Origin of the sequence: Psychrobacter sp. UBA6766 (assembly GCF_002453355.1) — a bacterium.
Classification (GTDB): domain Bacteria; phylum Pseudomonadota; class Gammaproteobacteria; order Pseudomonadales; family Moraxellaceae; genus Psychrobacter.
This window is the reverse complement of record NZ_DKGQ01000020.1, coordinates 48514-73239: the sequence shown is the minus strand read 5'-3', so window position 1 is coordinate 73239 and position 24726 is coordinate 48514. Positions and strand designations below refer to the sequence as shown.

The 24726-nt window shown below is 41.3% G+C and carries 20 protein-coding genes; 7 read left to right on the top strand and 13 right to left on the bottom strand.

The window, feature by feature from the left end; all coding sequences use genetic code 11:
• Positions 1–106 precede the first annotated feature (106 nt).
• The 4 genes from B4K26_RS04530 to B4K26_RS04515 are packed head-to-tail and all read right to left on the bottom strand — an operon-like array spanning position 107 to position 4189.
• Positions 107–988, bottom strand: a complete 882-nt coding sequence (locus B4K26_RS04530; RefSeq protein WP_296243823.1) for a ChbG/HpnK family deacetylase — start codon at positions 986–988, stop codon at positions 107–109.
• Positions 985–1425: a GtrA family protein gene (locus tag B4K26_RS04525; RefSeq protein ID WP_296243822.1), complete on the bottom strand. Its 441-nt coding sequence runs from the start codon at positions 1423–1425 to the stop codon at positions 985–987. Before B4K26_RS04525 ends, B4K26_RS04530 begins: the two co-directional genes overlap by 4 nt.
• A complete protein-coding gene (locus tag B4K26_RS04520) occupies positions 1418–2521 on the bottom strand; it encodes a glycosyltransferase family 2 protein (RefSeq protein WP_296243821.1) in 1104 nt (367 codons plus the stop codon). The genes B4K26_RS04525 and B4K26_RS04520 overlap by 8 nt, the downstream gene beginning before the upstream one ends.
• Positions 2522–2581: 60 nt before the next feature.
• Positions 2582–4189, bottom strand: a complete 1608-nt coding sequence (locus B4K26_RS04515; RefSeq protein WP_296243820.1) for a glycosyltransferase family 39 protein — start codon at positions 4187–4189, stop codon at positions 2582–2584.
• 189 nt (positions 4190–4378) lie between these two features.
• On the opposite strand from B4K26_RS04515, the gene B4K26_RS04510 reads away from it, so the two are divergent.
• Complete coding sequence (locus B4K26_RS04510; protein ID WP_296243819.1) at positions 4379–5242, top strand: glycosyltransferase; 864 nt, start codon at positions 4379–4381, stop codon at positions 5240–5242.
• Positions 5243–5307: 65 nt separating this feature from the next.
• A complete protein-coding gene (locus tag B4K26_RS04505; RefSeq protein ID WP_296243818.1) occupies positions 5308–6414 on the top strand; it encodes a glycosyltransferase in 1107 nt (368 codons plus the stop codon).
• Positions 6415–6515: 101 nt separating this feature from the next.
• Here B4K26_RS04505 and B4K26_RS04500 read toward each other — a convergent pair whose 3' ends face one another.
• The 6 genes from B4K26_RS04500 to aspS form a co-directional block, all read right to left on the bottom strand.
• Positions 6516–7217: a hypothetical protein gene (locus tag B4K26_RS04500; protein ID WP_296243816.1), complete on the bottom strand. Its 702-nt coding sequence runs from the start codon at positions 7215–7217 to the stop codon at positions 6516–6518.
• Positions 7218–7319: 102 nt separating this feature from the next.
• A complete protein-coding gene (locus B4K26_RS04495) occupies positions 7320–8087 on the bottom strand; it encodes a hypothetical protein (RefSeq protein ID WP_296243815.1) in 768 nt (255 codons plus the stop codon).
• 101 nt (positions 8088–8188) lie between these two features.
• Positions 8189–9037 (bottom strand): hypothetical protein, encoded by an 849-nt coding sequence (locus B4K26_RS04490; protein WP_296243814.1) that lies wholly within the window; start codon positions 9035–9037, stop codon positions 8189–8191.
• Between the two features lie 29 nt (positions 9038–9066).
• A complete protein-coding gene (locus tag B4K26_RS04485) occupies positions 9067–9867 on the bottom strand; it encodes a glycosyltransferase (RefSeq protein ID WP_296243813.1) in 801 nt (266 codons plus the stop codon).
• A 159-nt stretch (positions 9868–10026) separates the two neighbouring features.
• Complete coding sequence (locus B4K26_RS04480; RefSeq protein WP_296243812.1) at positions 10027–10986, bottom strand: lysophospholipid acyltransferase family protein; 960 nt, start codon at positions 10984–10986, stop codon at positions 10027–10029.
• Between the two features lie 67 nt (positions 10987–11053).
• Positions 11054–12880 (bottom strand): aspartate--tRNA ligase, encoded by a 1827-nt coding sequence (gene aspS, locus B4K26_RS04475; RefSeq protein WP_296243881.1) that lies wholly within the window; start codon positions 12878–12880, stop codon positions 11054–11056.
• A gap of 423 nt (positions 12881–13303) precedes the next feature.
• Here aspS and sohB point away from each other — a divergent pair, with 423 nt between their 5' ends.
• The 5 genes from sohB (at position 13304) to B4K26_RS04450 (ending at position 19225) form a co-directional block, all read left to right on the top strand.
• Positions 13304–14290 carry a protease SohB gene (gene sohB / locus B4K26_RS04470; protein ID WP_296243811.1) on the top strand — a complete coding sequence of 329 codons (987 nt, stop codon included), beginning with the start codon at positions 13304–13306 and terminating at the stop codon, positions 14288–14290.
• 279 nt (positions 14291–14569) lie between these two features.
• Positions 14570–15820: an acyl-CoA dehydrogenase family protein gene (locus tag B4K26_RS04465; protein ID WP_296243880.1), complete on the top strand. Its 1251-nt coding sequence runs from the start codon at positions 14570–14572 to the stop codon at positions 15818–15820.
• A 160-nt stretch (positions 15821–15980) separates the two neighbouring features.
• Positions 15981–17264: a phosphotransferase family protein gene (locus B4K26_RS04460; RefSeq protein WP_296243810.1), complete on the top strand. Its 1284-nt coding sequence runs from the start codon at positions 15981–15983 to the stop codon at positions 17262–17264.
• A 67-nt stretch (positions 17265–17331) separates the two neighbouring features.
• Positions 17332–18090 (top strand): histidine phosphatase family protein, encoded by a 759-nt coding sequence (locus tag B4K26_RS04455; RefSeq protein WP_296243809.1) that lies wholly within the window; start codon positions 17332–17334, stop codon positions 18088–18090.
• Between the two features lie 265 nt (positions 18091–18355).
• Positions 18356–19225: an SDR family oxidoreductase gene (locus B4K26_RS04450; protein WP_296243808.1), complete on the top strand. Its 870-nt coding sequence runs from the start codon at positions 18356–18358 to the stop codon at positions 19223–19225.
• 112 nt (positions 19226–19337) lie between these two features.
• Here B4K26_RS04450 and B4K26_RS04445 read toward each other — a convergent pair whose 3' ends face one another.
• From B4K26_RS04445 to B4K26_RS04435, 3 genes are all read right to left on the bottom strand, one after another.
• On the bottom strand, positions 19338–21038 hold the full coding sequence (locus tag B4K26_RS04445; RefSeq protein WP_296243807.1) for an AMP-binding protein: 1701 nt from the start codon (positions 21036–21038) through the stop codon (positions 19338–19340).
• A gap of 786 nt (positions 21039–21824) precedes the next feature.
• Positions 21825–23522, bottom strand: coding sequence for an AMP-binding protein (locus B4K26_RS04440; protein ID WP_296243806.1), 1698 nt, complete (start codon positions 23520–23522; stop codon positions 21825–21827).
• Between the two features lie 404 nt (positions 23523–23926).
• On the bottom strand, positions 23927–24724 hold the full coding sequence (locus B4K26_RS04435) for an ABC transporter permease (protein ID WP_296243805.1): 798 nt from the start codon (positions 24722–24724) through the stop codon (positions 23927–23929).
• Between the last annotated feature and the right edge of the window lie 2 nt (positions 24725–24726).

Here is a 24726-nt window from a genome sequence, read left to right as displayed (position 1 = left end):
TTCTATCTTGTTAAGTAAAAAAGCTAAGATTGTTTTCAGTCTTAGCTTTTTTTATCTTTGTCATTGTGTCTTTCTTATTATCTTAGATTAACACCCTATTAAAAGCTTAGGAGGCCGATGTCATATCAGACCAACGCATCAATCTTACGTTATGCTTATGCAATAAATTTTTAAATGCATCACTTATTAGCCATTCATATTCAATCTCACGAGCGGCTTTGATATCATCTTGCCAGCTATGACTTGCATTGTCAGGAACGGCAGGATGACACATAATCAGAGTAGGTGATACGTTAGCTGTATGACACGGTGCACCTTGTAGCCACTTTTCCCATAACATTGCTAATTGCTGACGATCAGCATCAAAACCATAAACCCCACCAAATTTATCATTGGTTAGAATTTGATGATGCTGACAAGATTCTCGCCAAGCATAACCACCTAGTATATAAATGATCCAAGACTTTACGTCATTAATAAGCGGTGTAGTAACGCGTGCGCTAAGCGTACCTTTTGATATCTCACTACGATAACGGTTGGTTAATTCATTAATCAAACACTGACGAATAACCGGAAACTGATGGATATGTTGATGTCCGTCAATAAATACAGGCGCACGATTAAAGCGTTCTTCAAATCCATCTAATTGTTGTTTAATAATATCGGTTACTTGCATGGGATTAAAACGACGCAAGTAGCTAGCGATAATGATTGATTTTAATGAACCACGCAGAGCGGAAGGAAATATACCCGTCAAATCTAAATGCAAGCCAATATCGACATTGAGTTGGTTCAGACGATTAATTTCGCTATCCGTAATTGTACCGCCAACCATATAGCTGCTGGCGCCAATACGACCAAGCTCGGCAAGATGAATGACCGCATCGTTGACGGCAGTAGATAATCCTAAATCATCAACGTTAATAATCACAGGGCGAGCATGGTTAGATAGGACAGCAGCTCGCTCTTGATAATGAGGATGGCTCATGATTTAAACGCCCAAAATTTACCCAATGCAAAGGTCATGACCGTGATAACGCCTGTGACTAGCAACCATATCACTATATAATACTGCTCACCGAACGAACGCAACCCTAAAACGAATAAGCCTTGATTAGCAATGAAACCTGCTGCGGAACTGCTAAACCATTTTCCTAGCGCGGGTAAGTGCCTTTTCTTATTATTGTTGTGCTGAATGCTCTTATTTGAATGATCTGATTGTTTAAAGGTCAAATAAAAATGCCCAAAAAAGCTCACCAAAAAAGCAATTAAAAAAGCGCCTACGTTTGCCCAAGCTGGAGTGATTGCGGTAAAGTTGACGATACTCACCAATACCAGAAAATGCACCAAAGCCGCACTGGCACCAACGGCTAAAAACCAAAGGGCTTGCATAGCATTCGATTGCGTTTCTGCTGTGTTATTCATCAGCTGGTTTGTCCATTGCATTTTTGGCTGTCGCCTGTAGGTAACTATCAGCGTATTGATGAGTAGTATGCGCAGACTTGCTATTGATGACTTCATCGATTAAATACAGTGGTCGCTGCTTAACCTCTTCATAGAGCCTACCGACATATTCGCCAATCACGCCAATACAAACCAGTTGTATACCAGTAGAAAACATAATGCCTGCTGCGACAGTTGCCCAGCCTGCGACATCGCTACCAAATATTAAGGTCTCTATTACAATATATAAGCCGTATAAAAAGGCCAATGCAGAGACAGCAAAACCTATTCGTGATATGAGCCGTAGTGGTCGCTGAGAAAACGAGGTAATTCCCACGAGAGCTAATTCAAAAAGACTGCCATAATTAAATTTACTTTCACCAGTATCACGATTGGCAGCAGTAAAGGGCAAATAGACCGTATTAAAGCCAACCCAAGCGTAAAGACCTTTCATAAAGCGTTGGCGCTCGGGTAATGAACGTAGAGCAGTTAACACCTTACGATTCATCACTCGGAAATCACCGGCATTAGGACGAATCTCATAGCGCTGGCTGTCTTGGATAAAATGATAAAAACTGCTTTTTAAGGTTTTTGCGAGCCGGCTTTCATGTGGGCGATTGGCTTGAATGCCGGCGACCATATCAATATCTGATTGTTCGATCATCGTTAGCATTTGCATGAGTACTGATAAAGGATGCTGACCATCCGCATCAATCATAGCAACCCTCTCGCCGCGCGCGGCTGCTAGACCAGCACTGAGTGCAGGCTCTTTACCAAAATTACGCGATAAACGTATAAGTTCTAATTCTGTATTTGCTGGACGAGTAGGCATTAACTGTGTGACTACCTCGACCAAATTATCGCGGCTACCATCATCAACAATAATAATCTCACAGCTTGCTATTCTTGCTGTTGAGCTCCCTAGATTTTGCTCGGCCGATGCTATCTCTACTGGCGCGCGTAGCGTCTGCGTAAAGTCGAAGACTTCTGGCAAAAACACTTGTAAGGCTTCAGCGTCATTATACGCAGGCATAATAATCGACAAATAAGGTCGAGATTGTGACAACTGATCTAGCATAAACACTCAATTATTTTATTCATATAAATGGCTATTTACCAGCCACTGAAAAATAAGGCTTTATTTTGAATCCTGAAAGCAGCGAATTGGGACATAAGCCACCCAGTTTATCAATAACGGCTGATCTGCTTTATTATCACGCCAATGAATCTGCCATTGCCCTTGCTGTTTAACTAAAGTATTAGCACTATTGTCATTGCTGCTCACTTCAGTAGCGGCAATAACGTTAACATCATTTAGTAAGGGTAGCACGATATCTTCTTCGTCCTCTTGCCACATGACTAACGTACCATTCTTTTGTAAACGTTCAATATTCATCCAAGGCGAGTGACTGGCAGGGCCCGATATCATTTGTGAGGGAAAGCCGCTATTCATCGCGACTAATGCGCCAAGCCAGCGATCACCTGAAACGCTATCAAGTGTACAGCTACTCAATGATTGCCAAGTAGTCTGTGCTTGAACTGCCAATGCCTGCTCCGGCCACTGCATACGAGAAGACTTATGACGAATCTTGTCGCCGAAGCCCACATATACTACCATTAGTACGGTGACAAGGGACAACCAAATAGTTAGAGCTTTTCGTAGCTTGATGACGGTTAATAATTGAGTGGCAGGTGCTATCAAGGAGGCAGCGAGCAACCCTGACAGTGCCCACATTGGCATACCCCACATATCACGTAAGCCAACCCCAAATACTAAGCTTAAAACAACCAATACCGCGATTGGTGATAACCACATATACCAAAGTAATGCTGCGTTCTGCGGCAAGCTGTGCTTGTAGTCATCAGTCTTTAATAAACGCTTGCGATTAACAGCAAGCATAATGAGTAGCGGAATATGAGCAACAAGCTGAGCAATGATAAATCCTATCCAACTAAAGTGTCGTTTGATGTTATATGCACCGGCAGCAACCTCTTGCGAGCGTCCACTGGCATAGCTAAGCGGTAACCAATCGTGCGTTGCTAACCAATATAAATGCGGTGCAAAAATGGCTAACATAACAAAAGCCGCTATCCACGGTTTAGGCTGTTTTAATAACGACCATTGTCTCGGCAACACTAAATACAAGGCCATTGGTATCAGTAAAAATATCACCGTGTACTTGGTCAGCATGCCAAGTCCACCAACCACACCCAGTAATATCCAATCTCTGAGACGATTTTGAGTTAAAGATTGATAAAACGCTAAGTACAACCCTGCCCAAATCGGAAACTGAGCGACGTTGTGATTAAACTCAAGGCTAGGGTAGGTATAGTAAAGAACTGCTAAAGTTAATGCACTGCCGATTAGAGCAGTGGTAGGTGACCAAATTTTTTTGCCTAACTGATAAATTAGGACTAAGGTGAGTAAGACAGATAATTGGCTGAGTAAATAAGGGCCAACATGACCAAACAATTGATAAAAGCTGTATAATATCCATGACGATAATGGGGGATGTTTATAATAGCCCCATTGCCATTCGCTGCCCCAATTTATACCCTCGCTAACATCGAAGGGTACACTGCTGGCTAGAAAGCTTGGAATAATAGACCAAATTAGAAAATAGGCGATTAAGAACAACCCAAACCAGCGCCAAGACTTAAATTCTATAGGTTGTTGTTTAGAGGTAGTATCCATGCCATTATTTATAGGCTGAGCATAAGAGGACGATTGTTCAGCAGGAGTCATAATACGAGCCTTATAATAATACAACCAACTTAAAGTAAGTCTGGTCTATAAGTTTTTCCGTATTATAGAGACAATTGATAGATAGGCATAGTCGGGCACGATTTTTATCTGTCGTATTATGAGTTTTTCGTTATTAAAAACCATTAACATATAATAATTTTTATAATACTTAATTATTAGGATTTAATTATGAGTGATGAGATTATTAAAGTTTTTGTAGGATGCGATCCTAATAACTGTGATTTAGAGCAAATGATGGTTTTAGAGTATAGTATTCATAAACATACCAAATTGCCAGTCGAAATCATATGGATGCAGCTATCACGCAATCCAGATAGTTATTGGTATTCTAACCCTGAAATAGGAGAAGGTTGGAATACGGCTAAGTGGGCAACCCCTTTTTCAGGATTCCGTTGGGCAATTCCAGAATACTGTAATTATTCGGGCCGAGCGATTTATATGGATGCAGATGTGATCGTCTTGAATGATTTAAGCCCATTATGGCAACATCCTATTGAAGGCAACGCCATCGTAGCTGCGAAAACGAATGCTGATATGACAAGATTATGTACCTGTCTATGGGATTGTACCAAAGCGAACAGTAAGATACTGCCAATTGACCAGCTTAGGCGAGATGTTGATAGTCATCAAAAAATGATGGATTTAATTAAGGTTAATCCTCAATTCGTTGAGCCTTATCAAGATAGCTATAATTGTATCGATGGTGAAGACTTGCCATTAGAAGAGATTAAGATATTACATTATTCAGATATGGGCACGCAGTTTAGTCATAAATACGCGCTAACAAGGGCCAAAGAGGAAGGATTTGAACATTGGTTCGATGGTAAAATAATGCCGCATCCAAGAGCTGAGCTTGGTGAGTTATTTGATAGTTATTATAATGAAGCACTTGCTGCTGGATATAAGTCAGACGATTATCGTGTTTCACCGTTTGGTTACTTCCCGAAAAAAACCCATAAGCGTTATAAGGGTAATAAGATAACGCGTCAAAAAGATGGTAAGTCATTTTTTTCGCGTTTATTTAACTTATAAACTGTCAATAATATTAAAATACAGGTAGCATGCAATCTTTCAAAAAGACGATTGAGGAAAACTTGATGCATGCTATAGCGTCACAAAAAGATAAGATTGTACTATCTATCAATTCCCTACAAGGCGCGGGTGCAGAGCGATTTGTTCTGACGATAGGGGCAGCTTTTCATCAATTAGGGTTTGATGTTCATGTATTGCGGTTTAATGCTAAAGTTGAGTTTGCGTTAGATAAAAACTTAACCTATCATTTAATAGACTACGAGCGTTATCGATGGTTACCAAAAGGTAAAATACGATATTCAATTATTGCCAAAAAAGTAGACAATTATATTCTCAAAAATATCGGTCAGCCTACTTTGCTTTTATCTAATCTAGAGCGTTCAGACAGTATTTTTTGTTATAGTAAACTGCCAAATATTGTTTATGTTATTCATAATACGTTATCGTTATACTATAAATTTAATGAAATAGATAGTCATAATCTGAAGTCAACACTGAGAAATATATATTCAAAACACCCTTGCGTGTGCGTAAGCAACGGTGTGAAAGAAGATTTTATAAAATATTTCGGTGACAGTATTCCAGTAACTGCTATTCATAACCCAATTGATAGAGATGGTATTCAGAATTTAGCTGAAGCTTTTACTCCAGAGTATAAGGACTATATCATTCATGTTGGCAGTTTTAAGGAAGCAAAGCGCCACGATATTTTATTAAAGGCCTACGCGCAGACAGATCAGTCTTTACCATTGTTATTAGCAGGTCAAGGTAAGCTTAAAAGCAAAATAGAACAATTAATTATAGATCTTGAATTATCAGATAAAGTTATTCTTCTTGGGTTTTGTGAAAACGTATTCCCTTATATTAAACATGCTCGATTTCAAGTCTTAACTTCGAATTGGGAGGGCTGTCCTTTAGTGGTTGCAGAAGGATTAGCCGTTGGAACCCCAATCATTAGTACTGATTGCAAGTCTGGACCCAGAGAGATGTTGCCAGAGAAGAACTTGATGCCAACAGATGATATTAATCTTATCAGGGAGAAATTAAGCCAAGGTATGCAAGATTCACAACAGTTCTCTGCTCCATTTAATGAAGCGCTTCTACCTATTCCTATCGCTAAAAAATATTTGGCGTTTACAGAAAGCTTTACTAAACAAAAACGCATGAGCTAAGCGATGAGTATTTAACTATGTTTAGGGTAAGTTCTTAAATCAAAAAAACTTACCCCACCTTTTCATGTATTTTCAAAGTTAGGACACGCCTTAGACAACACTTATTTAGTTAGTAAAATACCCATAGTTATAATAACTAACAATACAACACCGCCTATAATTCTATTGCGCTTTCTAATATTTTGCCGTTTAAGCTTAGTATGACCACGGCTGGCCTGATATTGCTCAATATAAATATCACCATCATAGTCTTTATCGAATATTTTTATATAACCGGGATTGAGTGCTTCTACGGTTAAAGTGTCGCCAAGCTTCTCCATAGCGACATCCAAACTGTCTTGGTCCACTTGTGTTTGTTTGCCGTCTACTTGTTCGGTTATCCATTGTTCTACTAGAACCATAGTATTGGCAGTATTGCTAAAAAACATAGTACTAGCTAAGTAATCATGCGACATGCCAGGCATACCTTTAGTCTTATAAAATGCAACATCAGTATTGATAGTATTAAAATAATCTAAAGGTTTTTTGACCAGAGCATCGGCATCCAAATATAAAATATTTTTATTAGGGAACTTCTTTAAACACTCTAAAATAAAGTGTGGTTTGATGCGAGTATTCGCTTCCCAGTAACCTGCATCTTCAACTTCTTTAAAGTAGTAGTTTAAATTAAATTTATCGAGTGATTGCTTTAGATTTAAAGCATGACTGCGGTAACTGTCGGTATAAAAACAACATACGATAAAGCTATCCGGCGCACTAATTTTTTCAAAGAATAATGGAGTTGAAGCTGAAGCTGAAGTCATGGAAAGCTCTGTAGATTTAATAATAAAACACGAATGGTGAGATTTTCTGGCGCTATATTAGATAAGTAGTTCAAATAAATCCAGTAATATTAGTAGCTGATTTTAATCTAACCACCACTCAGATTTTTCGCTCTTGTGTAACGAGCGCATGGTAGAAAAAGCACTGTTGTTTTTTTGAAGCTGGTCAAAAACGGATAATAGCATTGTCGTTGCTAACTTATCTGACTTATAAAAATTCTCGTAACGCTTACGCATGTTCTTTAAAGTATCATCGGAGCCCACACGAAAATAAGTCAAACCGTCATATAAAGGGATGTCACTCCGATAAAATGCCTCAATGTTATCGTCGATTAGGGGTAAAGATTTAGCATTAGCAGGTTGTAGCAAAAACTGTTTAGTTTCATAAACTCTTAAACTAGTCACAAGCGTAGTGATGTTCATCAAAATAGCAGCTCTGATGCTATCGTTTGAATGATCAACAAAGGTGTCACAGGCAGAAACAACCCAGCGTAAAGATAAATGCTCTAATAAATAGTCCATCTCTGTATCCCATAGTTGCTCAAACTCAGCGAAGATTTCTTTAGGCTTATAGTTGCGACGTAGTAGTACTACGAGTGTGGCATGATAAAAACAAAGCTCTGATTGCCCGATGAACTGATGTTTTAAATTCTCCAAATGAGCAGTTAAATCATTGGTTCGCGGTTTATGCGTTAAGGCTGAAGCATCGCACATAGCATCTGTGATTAGAGAGGCTTTCATCTCATCAAGGCTTCTATTCATAAAGGTTTTGACGATTTTTCCTGCATTTAACCGTTTTTCACTTTTAAACAGTAAAATCGCTTTTCTTTGCCATCCACTCGGTGCTGTCATTTAATACAAACCTTGTTCGTAATTGTTTATATAGATTGTTTGACGCATACATTTGACCAAAATTTTTTGTCTACTAATTTATTTAAAGAATAACAGAGCAATCAATTCAGTTCATTAAATAGATTTTGAGAGACTGGTGAATGATTTATAACGGGTACGTTATTTTCTTTATAAATCTTACCTAGCAGGTTAAAAGACGGCACAATCCGATCAGTGATTGCCTTATCTAATTTACAAGGCGCGCTATCGCCTTTACTCTCATAAAATCGAGGTTGGTTATTATTCAACAAATCAATCCCATATAAGTGAATCGCGCCAGCATGACGTGAATAAGCCAACTGGGCGGCGACGTAAGCTACTGTTCCTGCTTCTATAAACCCATACGTCATATCTAAAGATAGGCCGATAGGCGCAGGCTGATGTTGCGTATCGATAACAAAGTTAGGTTGATTGGCCAATAATGCTAGCGGTATCTTTTTATTATGAGAGACTGGTTTAGATAGTAGTCTACCAAGCCAAGACTTATTTGTTTTTACGCTCCAAGGTCTATCGGCAGGGTAGATAACGCGCATTGCATTATGGTATTTGCTTATCATGCTTGGGTGTGTGATTGCTAATGCCTCAAACACTGCCAGAGTTGCATACAAAGGCTGGCCTGTGTAGTACTTGTTTAAAATATCTGGTTGATGTTTGACGAAGCGCGCATCACTAATGACATAACCGACGACATTGGTTAAATTGTGTTTAACTATTAGGCTAATACTACCATTTACAAAGATAGTAGCGGTATTTATTAAATCTGCAAAATTTAGGTCTGTAATCGAAGGACCAGAGGCGATAATATTGACTCTTTGTTGGTGAAGATTTTGCTCGGCTTCTTTTGCATCAAAAGTACGAATAGAAACACTTTGATTGTCAATATTAAAGGTTGCGCTAGGAGGTTGTTCCACGTTTAGCTCCAGATGTTTTTATAACTTAGTTACACCCAGTACTCTTGCAACCAAGGGCTAGGCTTCACATGACGATACCATTTACCGCCGCCGCCTTTGATAGCGTCTGGTGGATTAATCTCACCATGAAAAATAACGATTTTTGCACCATCAGGTAGCGTCGGAGCACGTACGAAATTTAAAGGAGTAGGCGCCATACACTGATATTTAAAACTGACACACCAGTTTTTATCCCAGTACTCTAGGTGGTGATGTTCACGTAAATAATTAGATAAATATGCCTGCTCATGACGAACCTGCGTGCGAATGGTTTCAAAGTTGCGCTCAAAGTTTTCGAGCAAATCAGGATAGGTACCCATACCGATGTTAAAGCGATAAACCGAGCTATTACCGATCATGCGCCATGGCTTTTTCCAATCACGAATGATGACGACGCTGTCTTCATACTCAGCTTCATAAGTGAAAAAAGCATCGATATTATCGACAATCACGATATCGATGTCTAAAAATAAGGCGACACCTTTTAGATCATATAATTCTGGCTTAAACGTGGTCAGTTTTTTCCAGCCACGCTCAGGACCGGCTGGCAAATCCATTTCCGGTATGGGGTAACAAGCAACTGCAGGGTCGATGCCAGTATTATCATCGGTTAAGCAAACCATTTGGAAGTCTAAGGTCAAATGGCGAACGACCATATTATAAAGACGGTTGACGTATTCAGGACCATATTTATCGCCCCATTTCATACAAATAATATAACGCTGTTCGGCACTGTTATGATTGGTTTGTAGTTGCTCGGTCGATGAAAGGCTGGTTACGTCAGTCGCCATAATATACTCATATTAAAGTCAATGAAGAAATGAAGAGTTGCTCAATCATTATTCAGTCAAAAAATATTCTAATAGATGACAACTTGCTCATATTAGCATAGCTATCATTAACGATATTTCTAAACGCTTAACTGATTGTACGAATGTTGCTTATTAGAATCAAAGTTCAGGATTATTAGACACTTGCTTATTAGCATGTAAGGCACGTTTTTGGGTGTTGTCGTTGATAAAATCAGCCAAAGCTTTTTCGTCAGCCTTATATGGGTTATCTAATAAAGGAATTTGTTTAAAGCGGCGATAACCCCACATATAATGACTATAATGAGCTTCAATCATATGCTGCATCGCTAAGTTAAGCGCATGAGCAGCGGTTTCAGTATTGCGGTCATATAGGGCGGGGTCGTCTAATTTATAACAATAAATATCAAAACCTTGCCCGTCGTCACGGCGAATGCAAGATAAGCCAACCAAGGCACACTTGGTTTTGCTTGCCAGTTTTGACGCCAATGTGCTGGTTAAGGTTTCAATACCAAAAAATGGCACGATAACACCGCCTGAAGGTTCAGGGACGTGATCAGGCAGTACAATACTAAAGCCACTTTGTTTAAGGGTTTTAAAGACGGCTTTGACGCCGCTACCATCGGTCGGAACCAGTGTCGCATTAAGACGTGAGCGACCTTGCAACACAAAGCTGTTAGTAATATCACCTTTAACAGGTTTGTACATAATGGTTGGCGCGCCAAACTGGTTGAGCCACGCGTTCATCATCTCCCATGTTCCCAGATGCGGGACGATTGCAAGCATACCATTAGGATTGGCAAGCCCTTCTAATAAATACTCTTTATTATGCACGTCACGAATCTGGGCAATGCTCCACTGCGGTGGCATCGCCCAGCTTTTGATAGATTCGATACTGGTTAAACATTGATGATAAATAATCTCTTTGGTTAATGCGCGTTTTTGATGAGCAGATAACGCCGGCGCAACTAGGGCGATATTGATACGCACAGTACGCATGATACTAGCATTTGGTAGGCATGATATTACCCAGGCAACAAAACGTGCCAGCATCTGCAAAACAGATAGTGGCACGAATTTGAAGAGATGATATGGATTCATGACCATTCACATGGTGATGAAACATATAACGGGCAATACAAACAATATCTGCGCATGACTAAACCAATTATTGAGCAGGTTTATTGGTATCAGGCTGGGCCTTTTCGCGAACACGGATACCAAGGTCACGTAGCTGCTTGCTATCTACCGGAGCAGGCGCTTGCGTCATTGGGTCTTCAGCAGTTTTGGTTTTAGGGAAGGCAATCACGTCACGGATAGAACTTGCGCCGACCATGAGCATAATAAGACGATCCAGGCCAAAGGCTAAACCACCATGCGGAGGCGCACCGAATTTTAGTGCATTAAGTAAGAAGCTAAATTTCTCTTCGGCTTCTTCCTCATCGATACCCAGTGCTTCAAATACCGCTTTTTGCATCTCAAGGGTATTGATACGTAAGCTACCGCCGCCGATTTCAGTACCGTTTAATACCATATCATAAGCGATAGAAAGCGCTGATTCAGGATTGGTTTTTAGCTCTTCAACTGAGCCTTTTGGCTTAGTAAACGGATGGTGCATTGACGTCCAGCGACCATCGTCAGTTTCTTCAAACATTGGGAAATCAGTCACCCAAAGAGGCGCCCATTCACAGGTCAGCATCTCTAAGTCTAGACCAATTTTTTGACGTAGTGCGCCAATTGCATCGTTTACGACATTGGCTTTATCGGCACCAAAGAAGATAATATCATTGCTCTCGGCACCCGTACGCTCAATCAAGCTCGCTAGTACGTCATCGGTCATGTTTTTAATGATAGGCGACTGTAGACCAGATTCTTTATCAACGCCGTTGTTAATGTTGCTGGCATCATTGACTTTAATATAAGCCAAACCACGTGCCCCATAAATACCGACAAACTTAGTATAAGCGTCGATTTGCTTACGGCTTAATGAAGCACCGCCGGGAATTCGAAGGGCAGCAACGCGACCTTTTGGATCATTCGCAGGACCAGCAAATACTTTAAAATCAACGTCTTTCATTAAATCGGCAACGTCGACCAATTTTAATGGAATTCGTAAGTCAGGCTTGTCTGAGGCGTAATCACGCATCGCTTCAGCGTAAGTCATACGCGGAAATTGCGCAAACTCTACATCCATCATGGTTTTAAACAGATGTTTGATTAGACCTTCGTTGATATTCATGATTTCTTCTTCGTTTAAGAAAGAAGTCTCAATATCGACTTGAGTAAATTCAGGCTGACGGTCAGCACGTAAGTCTTCATCACGGAAACATTTAGCGATTTGATAATAGCGGTCAAATCCTGACACCATTAACAATTGCTTAAATAACTGTGGCGACTGCGGTAAAGCAAAGAAGTTACCTGGACGTGTACGTGAAGGAACCAGATAATCACGCGCGCCTTCTGGCGTGGCACGAGTCAAGATAGGCGTTTCAACATCTAAGAAACCATGGTCGTCTAAATAACGACGAATGGCAGAAGTGGCTTTGGCACGGAAAACCATACGCTCTTGCATTTGCGGACGGCGCATATCAAGGTAGCGATACTTTAGGCGCAAATCTTCTGATACCGTGGTTTTCTCATCATTTAATGGGAAAGGTGGGGTTTCAGATTTCGCCAATACTTCAATTTCTTTGCCTAATAGCTCAATTTGACCACTGGTCATATTAGCGTTTTCAGTCCCTTCATAACGACGACGAACACGGCCAGTAATTTTTAATACATATTCAGGACGAACCGCGTCAGCAGTCGCGAATGCTTCTGGCGTATCAGGGTCAACGACAACTTGTAAGATGCCTGCGCGGTCACGCATGTCTAAGAAAATCACACCACCGTGATCGCGACGACGATGTACCCAGCCCACGATGCTAATGGTTTGCTCAAGTAAGCTTTCGGTTACAGCGCCGCAATATTCGTCTCGGTATTCGCTATGCGTCATAGTGCTTTGCGTCATAATATAATTATCCAGTTGTCAGCCCAATTCGAAATACAATAATGCAGCCGCTAGCGTGTAATATAAGCGCCGTGCCTTTGAGCATTTAGCCAAAAAAGCACGAATAACGCGATATAAGACAAATGGTCATCACGTTGGCTGCAGAAAATTTGATGTAAACGCATATTATGCCTAATCTGCCTTTGTTATACAACCTGTGGCGTCCAATCAGTAGTGTTCAAACGAAGGGCAGGGACGTATCAGTAGTGGTGGTATTTATGCAGTAATATTTATCTTGGGTTAAATATTGTCATTTTGCTTGAAAATACTAGTCACTGTGCGCATATCAAGCTAACTTATTAAACCGTATTAAAACCACTTCAATTATCTATTAAAATTATTTATTTCAACTATCAAGGAATTCTGCTCATGCTTTTTCATCCTTCTAAAAATCCTGTTGAGCTAAGAGTTATCCATCTCAATAAAAGCCAAGAGCAACGTCGTGAAGATCTGATGGAAGCGACGCAAGGTAAAGCGGCGCTTAAACAACTGAAGAAAACCATGGCAAAGAAAGCCAAACAAGCATTAAAAGTAAAAAATAAAAGCAAAAATAAAAAGAATAATAGCGATGATAAACAGCAAGTTTTTGTTCTTGATTTTGATGGCGATATCAAAGCCACAGCGGTGAAGCATTTACGCGAAGAAATTAGCACGCTAATCAGCACTGCCAATAAAGGCGATGAAGTCGTTGTGCGTCTAGAATCAGGCGGCGGCTTGGTTCATGGTTATGGTTTAGCGGCTGCTCAATTGGTGCGTCTAAAAGATGCTGGCCTAAAGTTGACCGTTTGTGTCGATAAAGTCGCGGCGAGCGGTGGTTATATGATGGCTTGCGTCGCTGACAATATCGTCGCCGCGCCATTTGCCGTGATTGGCTCGATTGGTGTGGTATCGCAATTACCTAACTTTCATAAATGGCTAAAAAATCACGACGTCGATTATGAGATGTTTACTGCCGGCGATTACAAACGTACCGTTACGGTATTTGGTGAAAATGACGCTGAAGACCGCGCCAAATATCAAGAAGAGCTTGAGCAAACGCACGAGTTATTTAAACATTTCGTCAATACTTATCGTCCAACGTTGGATGTTGCTAAGGTGGCGACCGGTGAGCATTGGTATGGAGAAGATGCGCTAAAACTTAACTTGGTTGATACGCTCCAAACTTCTGACAGCTATATTTTAGAGCGTATGGAAAATAACGAGGTGTACGCGCTGCATTCACGTCAAAAACCAACGCTTGCAGAAAAATTGGGTTTATCCCAAGCTGCCGAAGCTACCGTAAGTATGGTAGTTGATAAGTTACCAGATGCGTTAGCGCGTTTTGATTTAAACAGTCGATTGAACATTTTAAAATAGGTTTACCTATCATTCTCTTATTCGAGAGTTAGTACTCTAGCATTTCAATACTGAATCATACATTGTTTGTATTTTGTAAAAGGCGTGTCCTAGCGGGTCGCGCCTTTTTTGCTGTTTATTGGTAAATGCTGTGTTATAAATGGTGCAGATAAAAGAGAGTATACGTACGTACACTATAAATTTCATATTAAGCTTTCTATAAAAGTTTGATGTGGATTTGATGAAACAATTTAATCATTAGCAAGGAAAAGGATGTCAGCTATGTCTAACGATACATTAATGTTTAGCGCCACCGAACATGGTCAAGCCATGCATGCCAAAGTCAAAGCATTTATCGAGACCCAAATTGAGCCAATAGAAGCACAGTTTTGGACGGATTGTCATGCCCAAAACCCGGATGGTAATTGGAAAAATTGGCATTGGCCAGAAAAGTACGAGAGCCTTCGTAAACAAGCGCGCGAAGCGGGATTATGGAATCTGTTTTTACCAGATGACAAGCTTGGCGCTGGGCTTTCGGTTACCGATTATGCACCAATTGCCGAGCTCACCGGTCGCAGTTTGCTCGCGCCTTATGTCTTTAACTGTAATGCTCCTGATAGCGGTAATATGGAGCTGTTATGGCGTTATGGCTCACAAGAGCAGCAAGACAAATGGCTCACGCCGATATTAGAAGGTAAAACGCGTTCGGTGTTTTGTATGACTGAGCCTGATGTGGCGTCAAGTGATGCCACCAATATGCAGGCGACTGCTGTTGTCGATGGCGATGAGATTGTTATCAATGGTAGTAAGTGGTGGTCATCAGGTCTTGGTGACCCTGCCGTCGATATTTTGATTGTCATGGCGTATACTCCTGATGAGAATAAAGACCGTCACCATCAGCATTCGATGGTCTTGGTGCCGGCAAAAACGGCAGGCGTTAACATCGAGCGTATGTTAAAAGTGTTTGGTGATTACGATGCACCGCACGGTCATGGCGAAGTCAGCTTTAATAACGTTCGTGTGCCCATTGATAACTTTATCGGTGGTCCCGGCATGGGCTTCGAGATTGCCCAAGGTCGATTAGGACCGGGCCGTATTCATCATTGTATGCGCTGTATCGGTGCTGCCGAAGAATCTCTTGAGCTAGCGGTTAAGCGCGGTATGCAGCGTACCGCTTTTGGCAAGCCACTGCTACAACTGGGCGGTAACTTTGAGCGTATTGCTGACGCCCGTATTAAGATTGACCAAGCGCGTTTATTGACACTATACGCGGCGCAGAAAATGGACGCGAAGGGGACCAAAGCGGCATTGACTGAAATCTCTGCCATTAAAGTGGTTGCACCGACGGTACTGCAAGAAGTGGTCGATATGGCGATTCAGATTCACGGCGGTATGGGCGTTTGTCAAGATACGATGTTGCCTGCTTTCTTTGCCCAAGCTCGCGCGCTACGTTTAGCCGATGGTCCTGATGAAGTCCATAAAACCATGATTGCTAAGTTAGAATTAAAGCGTCAAGGATTTAGCCGCTCGTCTAAACCTGCTAAATCTTAAAAAGCCGGCTAAATCGTAATTTAGATTGGTTAAACATTTTAACTTAATAAAAAATTAGCTTAATCAAACCAAAACTAAAAATTCACTATTGATTATTTGATAGTGAATTTTTAAATCTTAACCGTAATAAAAACAATGACCACACGATAAGGAATGTCTTATGGCAACTGAACATCATGCCAACAGCAGCGCTACTGATAATCAAACACCAAATAAAGTTTTGGACAAAGGCGGCGAGGTGCGCGAGGGCGAAGAGCTTGATGCCCAAGCGGTCAGCGACTGGCTACGCGAGGAAGGCGTTGATATAAAAGGCGAACCAACGGTGACGCAATTTTCCGGTGGCGCTTCAAACTGGACCTATCGTTTGCAATATAACGGCGAGGGCACAGAGCAAGATTTGATTTTACGCCGTCCGCCAAAGGGTACCAAAGCCAAATCGGCACATGACATGGTTCGCGAGTATACCGTACAAGAAGCCTTAAAAGATGCTTACCCGTACGTGCCAAAAATGGTTGCGCTGTGTACTGACGAAGACGTTATCGGAGCCGACTTTTATGTCATGGAGCGTATGGAAGGCATCATTCCGCGGGCTAATTTGCCAAAAGGCGTCGATTTAAACAAAGCGCAAACACGCGAGTTATGTACCAATGTCATCGACGCCTTGATTGAATTGCATGAAGTGGATTATACCAAATATCCTGATTTGGTGAATTTAGGTCGCGGCGAGGGCTACTGCGAGCGCCAAGTGACGGGCTGGGATAAGCGTTATGTCAAAGCCAAAACGCCCAATGTGCCTAGCTTTGCCTTAGTAAGACAATGGCTTGGTAAACACACTCCTGCCGATAGTAAAACCTGCCTTATTCATAATGATTGGCGTTTTGATAATGTGATTTTAGATGCAGCCGATCCAACCAAAGTCATTGGGGTTCTCGATTGGGAAATGGCCACCTTAGGTGATCCTTTGATGGATTTAGGCAGCGCTTTAGCGTACTGGATTGAAAAAGATGACAACATTATCATGCAGCAATCACGCCGTCAGCCAACCCATCTAAAAGGTATGATGACTCGCGATGAAGTAGTGGCCTATTACCTTGAAAAGACGGGCCTTAAGATAGACAACTGGACCTTTTATGAAGTGTTTGGTCTGTTTCGCCTAGCCGGTATCGTGCAGCAGATTTATTATCGCTATTATAATAAACAAACCACCAATCCAGCCTTTAAAAATTTTTGGATTATTGTCCATGTCTTGCATGCTAAATGTCTAAAACTGATTGCTCAATATGAAGGCGAAGCGTTATTCACGAGCCACGTGCAACCGCACCTGCAAGACATGGGTGTCGATGCTGCCATGATTGAGCAACTGCCAAGCCCGATTCAGACGGTTATTAAAGGCATTTTGCCAAAGAGCTATTTTGGAAAAAATACCTCTAAAGCTGAAGAATAAATGTTCTAAATGCATAAGTTATTAAGTTTAAAAAATTAGAAAAATACGATTAATAAGGCAATGTTTTATGACAACCATACTTTTAGCCCGTCATGGCCAAGCGTCATTTGGGCAAGAGAATTATGATCAGCTCTCAGAGCTAGGCAGTATTCAAGCGCAAATGCTGGGTCAGCACTATGCCACGACCCAACGCCGAATCGATGCGATTTTTACCGGTAGTTTAGTCAGGCAGCAAGACTCTGCACGGCATTTTTGGAAAAGTTATCAGTCATCTGTTGGCACCGATAGCGATAAGGCGAGCGTGACTGCTATCAATCTAAATGACCCTGATAGCTATGTACTGCCACAATTTGATGAGTTTAATCATAAAGATGTTCTCATAAAATCGAACCCTGCTTTTGGTAGCCGTGTGGGAATTGCCGCTGAGATTGCTAAAGCAGAAGTGCCAGTAGTGCGTTTGGCAGAATTGTTCGACACTGCAATGCAGCGCTGGCATGCGGGTGAAAATGACAGCGACTATATCGAGAGCTGGCTGCAATTTAATGAACGAGCAAAACAAGCGCTTGAGCAAGTACGTCTACAGATTTCTAAGTTACAGTTGGGCCGTGAGAGTACGGTGCTTGTTTTCACCTCAGGGGGTATCATCGCTGCTATTACCGCTCAGTTATTACAACAAGGCAGCTCTACTGCCTATCAAATTAATAAAAGCTTGGTTAATACAGGCGTTACGTCCCTGACGCTTAAAAATGAACGTAGTCGCCTGTTGTCTTTAAACGAATACAGTCATTTATTTGCTGATGGCAAACGCTTTGTGACATGGCGATAAAAGAGTCGCTAGCAAAATATTAAAGCTGTAATTAAGACGACGATTAAAATTATGACAAAGCGGTTACTGTAAACAGGTAACCGCTTTTTATGGCTTTAAAATCAGCAATCATCATCGTTAAGAGCTTTAATACTATGGCGCTTTAAATGGATTGAGTGTTTAGTTTACGGTATAACTGCTAAACTCACTCTATAGATTTGCGATATGATAGACAATCGACGTTATCTCATACTATTACTAAACATGGATACCAACAGGAAGGTTTATGAAAAATGCATTGATAGGTTTAGTCACCAACAGCGCTAAACAACGTAAAAATCAGCTAGTTAGCGCCATTCAGCCAGCGCGTTATCTCAAAGGTTTGGATAAGCAGCAGGTGGGTCGTGGTAAAACCATTTTAATCACTGGAGCCAGCTCAGGATTGGGCGAGGGCATGGCACGATTGTTTGCAAAACTTGGCTATAACTTGGCTATTTGTGCCCGCCGAGCCGAACGCTTAGAGGCCCTACAAGCAGAGCTGGCAGCACAGTATCCTGATATCCGCATTGAATACCGCGTCTTAGATGTCAGCGATTATGATGCGATATTTGAAGTATTTGATGCCTTCGTGGCGGATTTTGGCCATATTGATCGCGTGGTGGTTAATGCAGGTATTGGTGATAGTCGCCGTATCGGTAAAGGGCGCTTTGATACGAATCGAAAAACGGTTGAGATTAATTTTATCTCAGCGCTCGCTCAATGTGAAGCGGCGATGACTATCTTCCGTGCACAAAATGATGGTCATCTGGTCGTGATATCAAGTATGTCAGCGATGCGCGGTTTACCTAAGCATTTGACCGCTTACGGCGCAAGTAAGGCGGGCTTGGCGCACTTAGCAGAGGGCATTCGTGCGGATATGCTATTAACCAAACTGCCAATTCAGGTATCTACTATTTATCCAGGTTATGTGCGTACTGAAATCAATGAAAATGCTAAACCTTTACCGTTCGAGGTAGATGCCGAAACAGGTACAAAGGCCATTGTAGCGGCAATTGAGGCAGGGGTAGACGAAGCTTGTGTACCAAGCCTGCCTTGGTCAATTGTTGGGCAAGCAATGAAGCATTTGCCATTACAAGTGGTGAATAGAGTCAGCTGATATCAGTTGTTTTGCTGTTTATGTCAGAAATAGTAAAAGCAACATAACAAAAAGCCCGCTACATTTTACATAGCGGGCTTTTATCACTTTTTGAGCTTTAAAGTTATAGAAGCTATAACGTTTGTGGATTGTCTGACATATGTTTTTCACGCAATTTTTGGCGTAGAATTTTACCAACATTGGTTTTTGGTAGCTCGCTTACGAACTCAATATGACGTGGGCATTTATAGCCGGTCAAATTGTCGATAGCAAAGTCTTTGATGTCTTCTTTAGTGACATTATTGTCGGCAGGGACGATATAAATCTTCACCGCTTCACCTTGACGGTCGTCAGGAATACCGATCACCGCACACTCAACGATCCCTTTATAATCAAGCATGACTGACTCGATTTCATTCGGGAAGACATTAAACCCTGAGACCAAAATCATATCTTTTTTACGGTCCAATAATCTAAAGTAGCCTTTTTCATCCATGCTGACGATATCGCCGGTACGGAAATAACCATCTTCGGTAAAGTCACTGTTACTGTCTTTATTAAAATATCCCGTCATGACGTTCGGACCTTTAATACACATCTCGCCTGCCTGATTAACGCCTACCTCTTTACCATCTTCATCGACCACGATGATATCGACGCTTGGACCAGGAGTGCCAATCGTACCATTAAATTTGCGATCAGTGACGATATTATTGGTACCGACTGCTACACATTCGGTCATACCCCAACCTTCAACCATCGGACAGCCAGTCACTTCTAACCAGCGCGCTGCCGTCTGTTCGGTAGCTGCCATACCGCCAGCTTGCGAAAGACGTAAAGAGCTAAAGTCTAAGTCTTTAAAATTTGGCTGATCAAGCAAGCCTTTAAATAAAGTGTTGACTGCTGGGAAAATATGGAACGGTTGCTTAGATAAGGTTTTGATAAATCCAGGCATATCACGCGGGTTTGGTACCAAAATAAAAGTGTAACCAGAACGCATGCCAAGTAGGGTTAGCATAAAGGCAAAAATATGATATAGCGGCAGTGCCATGACCATATTGATATATACCTCATTAATTTCTGAGGTAACAGGGCGAAACCACGCTTCTGACTGCATGGCAGCCGCGACGACATTACGCTGAGTTAATACCGAACCTTTAGATAGGCCAGTGGTACCACCCGTGTATTGTAGAATAGCGGTTTGTTGCAATGACGTTTTTAGTGCTTGGAAAGGTAAGCTTTTACCTTTTTTGAGCACATCTGGAAATTTAGTAACATGATATTTAGGATCATTTAGATTGTACTTAGGTACTAAGCGTTTGACCTGACGGATAACGGTATTGACCAAAATACCTTTTAGACCCATCATATCGCCCATTTTTGAGAGGACAATACGTTTGATGTCTGTCTCTTCGATTACTTGCTCGAGCGCTTGGGCAAAATTATCAACCACAAAGATAACCTGAGCACCTGAATCATTTAACTGATGGCGCAGCTCGCGACCAGTATAAAGAGGATTGATAGGAGTACAAACGTAGCCTGCACGTAAAATACCAATCATCGTCGGCAAATATTGCGGTACGTTTGGCATCATAAGCGCAACCACGCTACCTTTAGGAATGCCCTGAGCTTGTAACCATGCTGCCACAGCAAGAGAGGCTTTATCCACATCGCCATAAGTATGAGTCACGCCCATACAAATAGTCATAGGATGCATACGGAAGCGATCGAAGCACTCTTCATAGAGGTCTATGAGGTTCTCATACTGATCAGGATTGATGGTTTTAGGTACGTTTGCTGGGTATTGAGCAAGCCAAGGTTTATCAGTGGTCATACTTAGCGTCCTTAAATTTGCGATAAGTTAAGGTTCTATAAAAAAGTAGTCACATCCTTGTCAACAATACACCATCGCCCTATAAGCGACAAGTTGTCGAGTGTTATCCTATCCATTCACAGACTGCTAAAATACGGTGGCCTTTATCTAAATGTGTATAGTTACAAGATTATTTGGCTAAAAAATATTTAACTACCAAAAATACATCTCTTAGTAGATTAAACGACTAGCTATCGAGAGGACTATCGATACCGCCTAACGATATAAAATAATAAACAATAGCGTAACAAATTCTGGCAGTACATTAACATAAGAGCAATTGAACGCGTTATTCTAATACAAGAACTTGTCAGTTTATAGATAAATTTGCTAAAAAGAAAAAATCATGTTGCAAGTTAAATCCGATAAGTGGTTGAAGATATAAGATAAAAGGTTTTTTGCGGTAAAAGTAGTTAATAATACAAGTAAGTACAGCTAATATAAGTAATTATACTAATCTGAATCCCATTGAAAAGAAGTGGGCACAGGCAAAATTTCTACGCCAAGGTTGGATAGAGAATAATCTACCTAAACTGTTCCATGATATGAGCTGTTCCAGTTTTATTGTGGATTGACTGTATACAGTTTTATGAATTTTTCTTAAAAATAATTATATAAATAATACCGCTGTCATTAAAAGGTGAAATTTACCAAAATCAAACTATGAGCTGTTAAAAAAGCGCTCTACTATTTATGCAGAGCGCTTTTTGCGGGTAGATATTTACGCTGGTTATAGTTGTGAGTTGATCATAGCTGTGGATTGTCTGCGATATGTTTTTCACGCAGTTTTTGGCGCAGAACTTTACCCACGTTACTTTTTGGTAGCTCAGTGACAAACTCGATATGACGTGGACATTTATAGCCGGTTAAATTGTCTAGAGCAAATTCTTTGATTGAGTTTTTGGTGACGTTATTATCAGCAGGAATGACATAGATTTTAACCGCTTCACCTTGACGTTCATCAGGAATACCGATTACAGCACAATCAATAATCCCTTCGCAATCAAGCATGACTGACTCTATCTCATTCGGGAAGACATTAAAGCCTGAGACCAAAATCATGTCTTTTTTACGATCCAACAGTCTAAAGTAGCCTTTTTCATCCATGCTGACGATATCGCCAGTGCGAAAGTAGCCATCTTCAGTAAAGTCGTCGCTACTGTCTCTATTAAGATAGCCTGAGGTCACATTAGGACCTTTAACGCACATTTCACCCGCTTCATTGACACCGACGCGATTGCCGTCTTCATCTATGATGATGACATCAACGCTAGGGACTGGAACGCCAATCGTGCCGTTAAACTTACGGTCGGTAACAACGTTGGCAGTGCCGACAGCCACGCCTTCTGTCATACCCCAACCTTCAATCATCGCGCAACCAGTGGTTTCAAGCCAGCGAGCTGCCGTTTGTTCGGTTGCCGCCATACCGCCTGCTTGTGAGATACGCAGTGAGCTGAAATCTAGATTCTTAAATTCTGGATTATCGAGCAATCCTTTAAATAGGGTATTCACCGCTGGGAAAATATGAAACGGCTGCTTTGATAAGGTTTTGATAAATCCTGGGATATCACGTGGATTGGGTATCAAGATAAAGGTATAGCCTGAGCGCATACCGAGTGAGCTTAGCATAAAGGCAAAAATATGATACAGCGGTAGGGCCATGACCATATTGATATAAACTTCATTAATCTCTGACGTAATAGGGCGCGTCCAAGCTTCTGATTGCATGGCTCCTGCGACGATATTACGCTGAGATAAAATCGCGCCTTTAGACAGTCCTGTCGTACCACCCGTGTATTGCAAAAACGCCTTTTGATCCAAGGACATTTTTGGCTTTTGGAAGGGGAGGCTCCTGCCTTTTTTAAGCACATCTGGAAACTTCGTGACTTCGTGCTTCGGGTCATTAAGCTTGTATTTGGGCACCAAGCGTTTGACTTGACGGATAATGGTATTTACTAAAATACCTTTTAGACCCATCATGTCACCCATCTTTGATAAAACGATACGTTTGATATCTGTCTCATCAATGACCTGCTCAAGCGCTTGAGCAAAATTATCAACCACAAAGATAACCTTGGCACCCGAGTCATTTAGCTGATGACGTAGCTCGCGGCCAGTATAGAGAGGATTGACTGGCGTGCAGACGTAACCTGCCCGCAAAATACCAATCATCGTTGGCAGATATTGCGGCACGTTTGGCATCATGAGCGCAACCACGCTGCCTTGAGGCAATCCTTGCGCTTGCAGCCAAGCGGCGACAGCAAGAGAGGCTTTATCAATGTCATCGTAAGTATGAGTCACGCCCATACAGATACTCATTGGATGCAGACGAAAGCGATCAAAACTCTCTTCGTACATTTCCATGATGCTGCCATATCTATCAGGATTGATGGTTTTAGGCACACCGTTGGGATAATTTGCAAGCCAAGGTTTATTCGGCATCATAGTCAGCGTCCTTAAAATTTCATATAGGTTAAATTTCTGTTATTAAGCAGCCATATCCGTGTCAATAAAAAAATCAGCGCTGACGTAAAACAATTGCCGCTGAGTTCGATAACGTCCTTATCTATTGACGGACTGCTAAATAGTGTTGCTTTAGTTTAGTGTTGGTGAATGATAAAAGCGTCAGAATTGAATGCATACTTTACTGCAATATTAAAAAGTGTCGCTCGAATGTAAGGGTTTTTGACCATTTTACTGCAACTAAAAAATAATGTATTAACAATATAATGATACATTTAAGCAATACATTAGCATGAATCCAAGTAAAGGCAATATTAGCATGCGCGTACTGACCAGTACATATAAAACGCTGCTAAATAAAGTTATCTATAAGAAAAAAAAGAGTATCAATCATAGTAAGGTAGGATGAACTGCTGTTTGTGGTTAAAAAAACGACGATGAATGAGTAGGGCGCTTATCGTACACCCAAGGGTGCTGCTTACACAGATGAGAAACATGGTGACAATTTGATAGTGTACGGCTTTGGTAGGGTCAGCGCCAGCAAGTATTTGCCCCGTCATCATTCCTGGTAAGCTGACGATGCCGACCACCAGCATAGAGTTGAGCGTGGGTGTCATACCATTGATAATAGCAGCACGTATCTGTTCATGGACAGCTTCAAATGGTCTGGCAGATAGGCTCAACATCATCTCGATTTGTCCTTGCTGCGCATGAAAGCTTTCAATCAGCTGATTGCTGGTCAATGAGATGGCGGTTAAAGAGTTACCGAGTATTAAACCTAATATAGGAATGATGAATTGCGGCGTATACCAAGGTTGTACTTGTAAAATAAGACTGATGGCGATGATGGTAACTAGCACCGCTGAGGTACCGACAGCGATCAGCGTATCAACCAATAAGCCTTTATAGGTACGCTTGACGCGATTTTTGGCAGCACTACCCGCAATCAAGGTCATGATGGTCAAAATAACAAGAACTTCGTACCATTGTTCGCGAGCGAAAATCCATGCCAAGATGAGACCAATGAAACTTAGCTGTACGACGGTACGAATAGACGCGATGATAAGGGTTTTGGTCAGTTTTAAACGCAAATACCATGATACGATTAGCACAATAACAATCAAACTACTGGCAAGCGCAATATCACTATAAGTGAGTATGATTTGCATATTTTCTGTACTCATTA

Bases quoted from the DNA above. Each gene is read 5' to 3' on its own strand.
- B4K26_RS04530 (WP_296243823.1), bottom strand. From the start codon at position 988: ATGAGCCATCCTCATTATCAAGAGCGAGCTGCTGTCCTATCTAACCAT.
- B4K26_RS04525 (WP_296243822.1), bottom strand. From the start codon at position 1,425: ATGAATAACACAGCAGAAACGCAATCGAATGCTATGCAAGCCCTTTGG.
- B4K26_RS04520 (WP_296243821.1), bottom strand. From the start codon at position 2,521: ATGCTAGATCAGTTGTCACAATCTCGACCTTATTTGTCGATTATTATG.
- B4K26_RS04515 (WP_296243820.1), bottom strand. From the start codon at position 4,189: ATGACTCCTGCTGAACAATCGTCCTCTTATGCTCAGCCTATAAATAAT.
- B4K26_RS04510 (WP_296243819.1), top strand. From the start codon at position 4,379: ATGAGTGATGAGATTATTAAAGTTTTTGTAGGATGCGATCCTAATAAC.
- B4K26_RS04505 (WP_296243818.1), top strand. From the start codon at position 5,308: ATGCATGCTATAGCGTCACAAAAAGATAAGATTGTACTATCTATCAAT.
- B4K26_RS04500 (WP_296243816.1), bottom strand. From the start codon at position 7,217: ATGACTTCAGCTTCAGCTTCAACTCCATTATTCTTTGAAAAAATTAGT.
- B4K26_RS04495 (WP_296243815.1), bottom strand. From the start codon at position 8,087: ATGACAGCACCGAGTGGATGGCAAAGAAAAGCGATTTTACTGTTTAAA.
- B4K26_RS04485 (WP_296243813.1), bottom strand. From the start codon at position 9,867: ATGGCGACTGACGTAACCAGCCTTTCATCGACCGAGCAACTACAAACC.
- B4K26_RS04480 (WP_296243812.1), bottom strand. From the start codon at position 10,986: ATGAATCCATATCATCTCTTCAAATTCGTGCCACTATCTGTTTTGCAG.
- aspS (WP_296243881.1), bottom strand. From the start codon at position 12,880: ATGACGCATAGCGAATACCGAGACGAATATTGCGGCGCTGTAACCGAA.
- sohB (WP_296243811.1), top strand. From the start codon at position 13,304: ATGCTTTTTCATCCTTCTAAAAATCCTGTTGAGCTAAGAGTTATCCAT.
- B4K26_RS04465 (WP_296243880.1), top strand. From the start codon at position 14,570: ATGTTTAGCGCCACCGAACATGGTCAAGCCATGCATGCCAAAGTCAAA.
- B4K26_RS04460 (WP_296243810.1), top strand. From the start codon at position 15,981: ATGGCAACTGAACATCATGCCAACAGCAGCGCTACTGATAATCAAACA.
- B4K26_RS04455 (WP_296243809.1), top strand. From the start codon at position 17,332: ATGACAACCATACTTTTAGCCCGTCATGGCCAAGCGTCATTTGGGCAA.
- B4K26_RS04450 (WP_296243808.1), top strand. From the start codon at position 18,356: ATGAAAAATGCATTGATAGGTTTAGTCACCAACAGCGCTAAACAACGT.
- B4K26_RS04445 (WP_296243807.1), bottom strand. From the start codon at position 21,038: ATGACCACTGATAAACCTTGGCTTGCTCAATACCCAGCAAACGTACCT.
- B4K26_RS04440 (WP_296243806.1), bottom strand. From the start codon at position 23,522: ATGATGCCGAATAAACCTTGGCTTGCAAATTATCCCAACGGTGTGCCT.
- B4K26_RS04435 (WP_296243805.1), bottom strand. From the start codon at position 24,724: ATGAGTACAGAAAATATGCAAATCATACTCACTTATAGTGATATTGCG.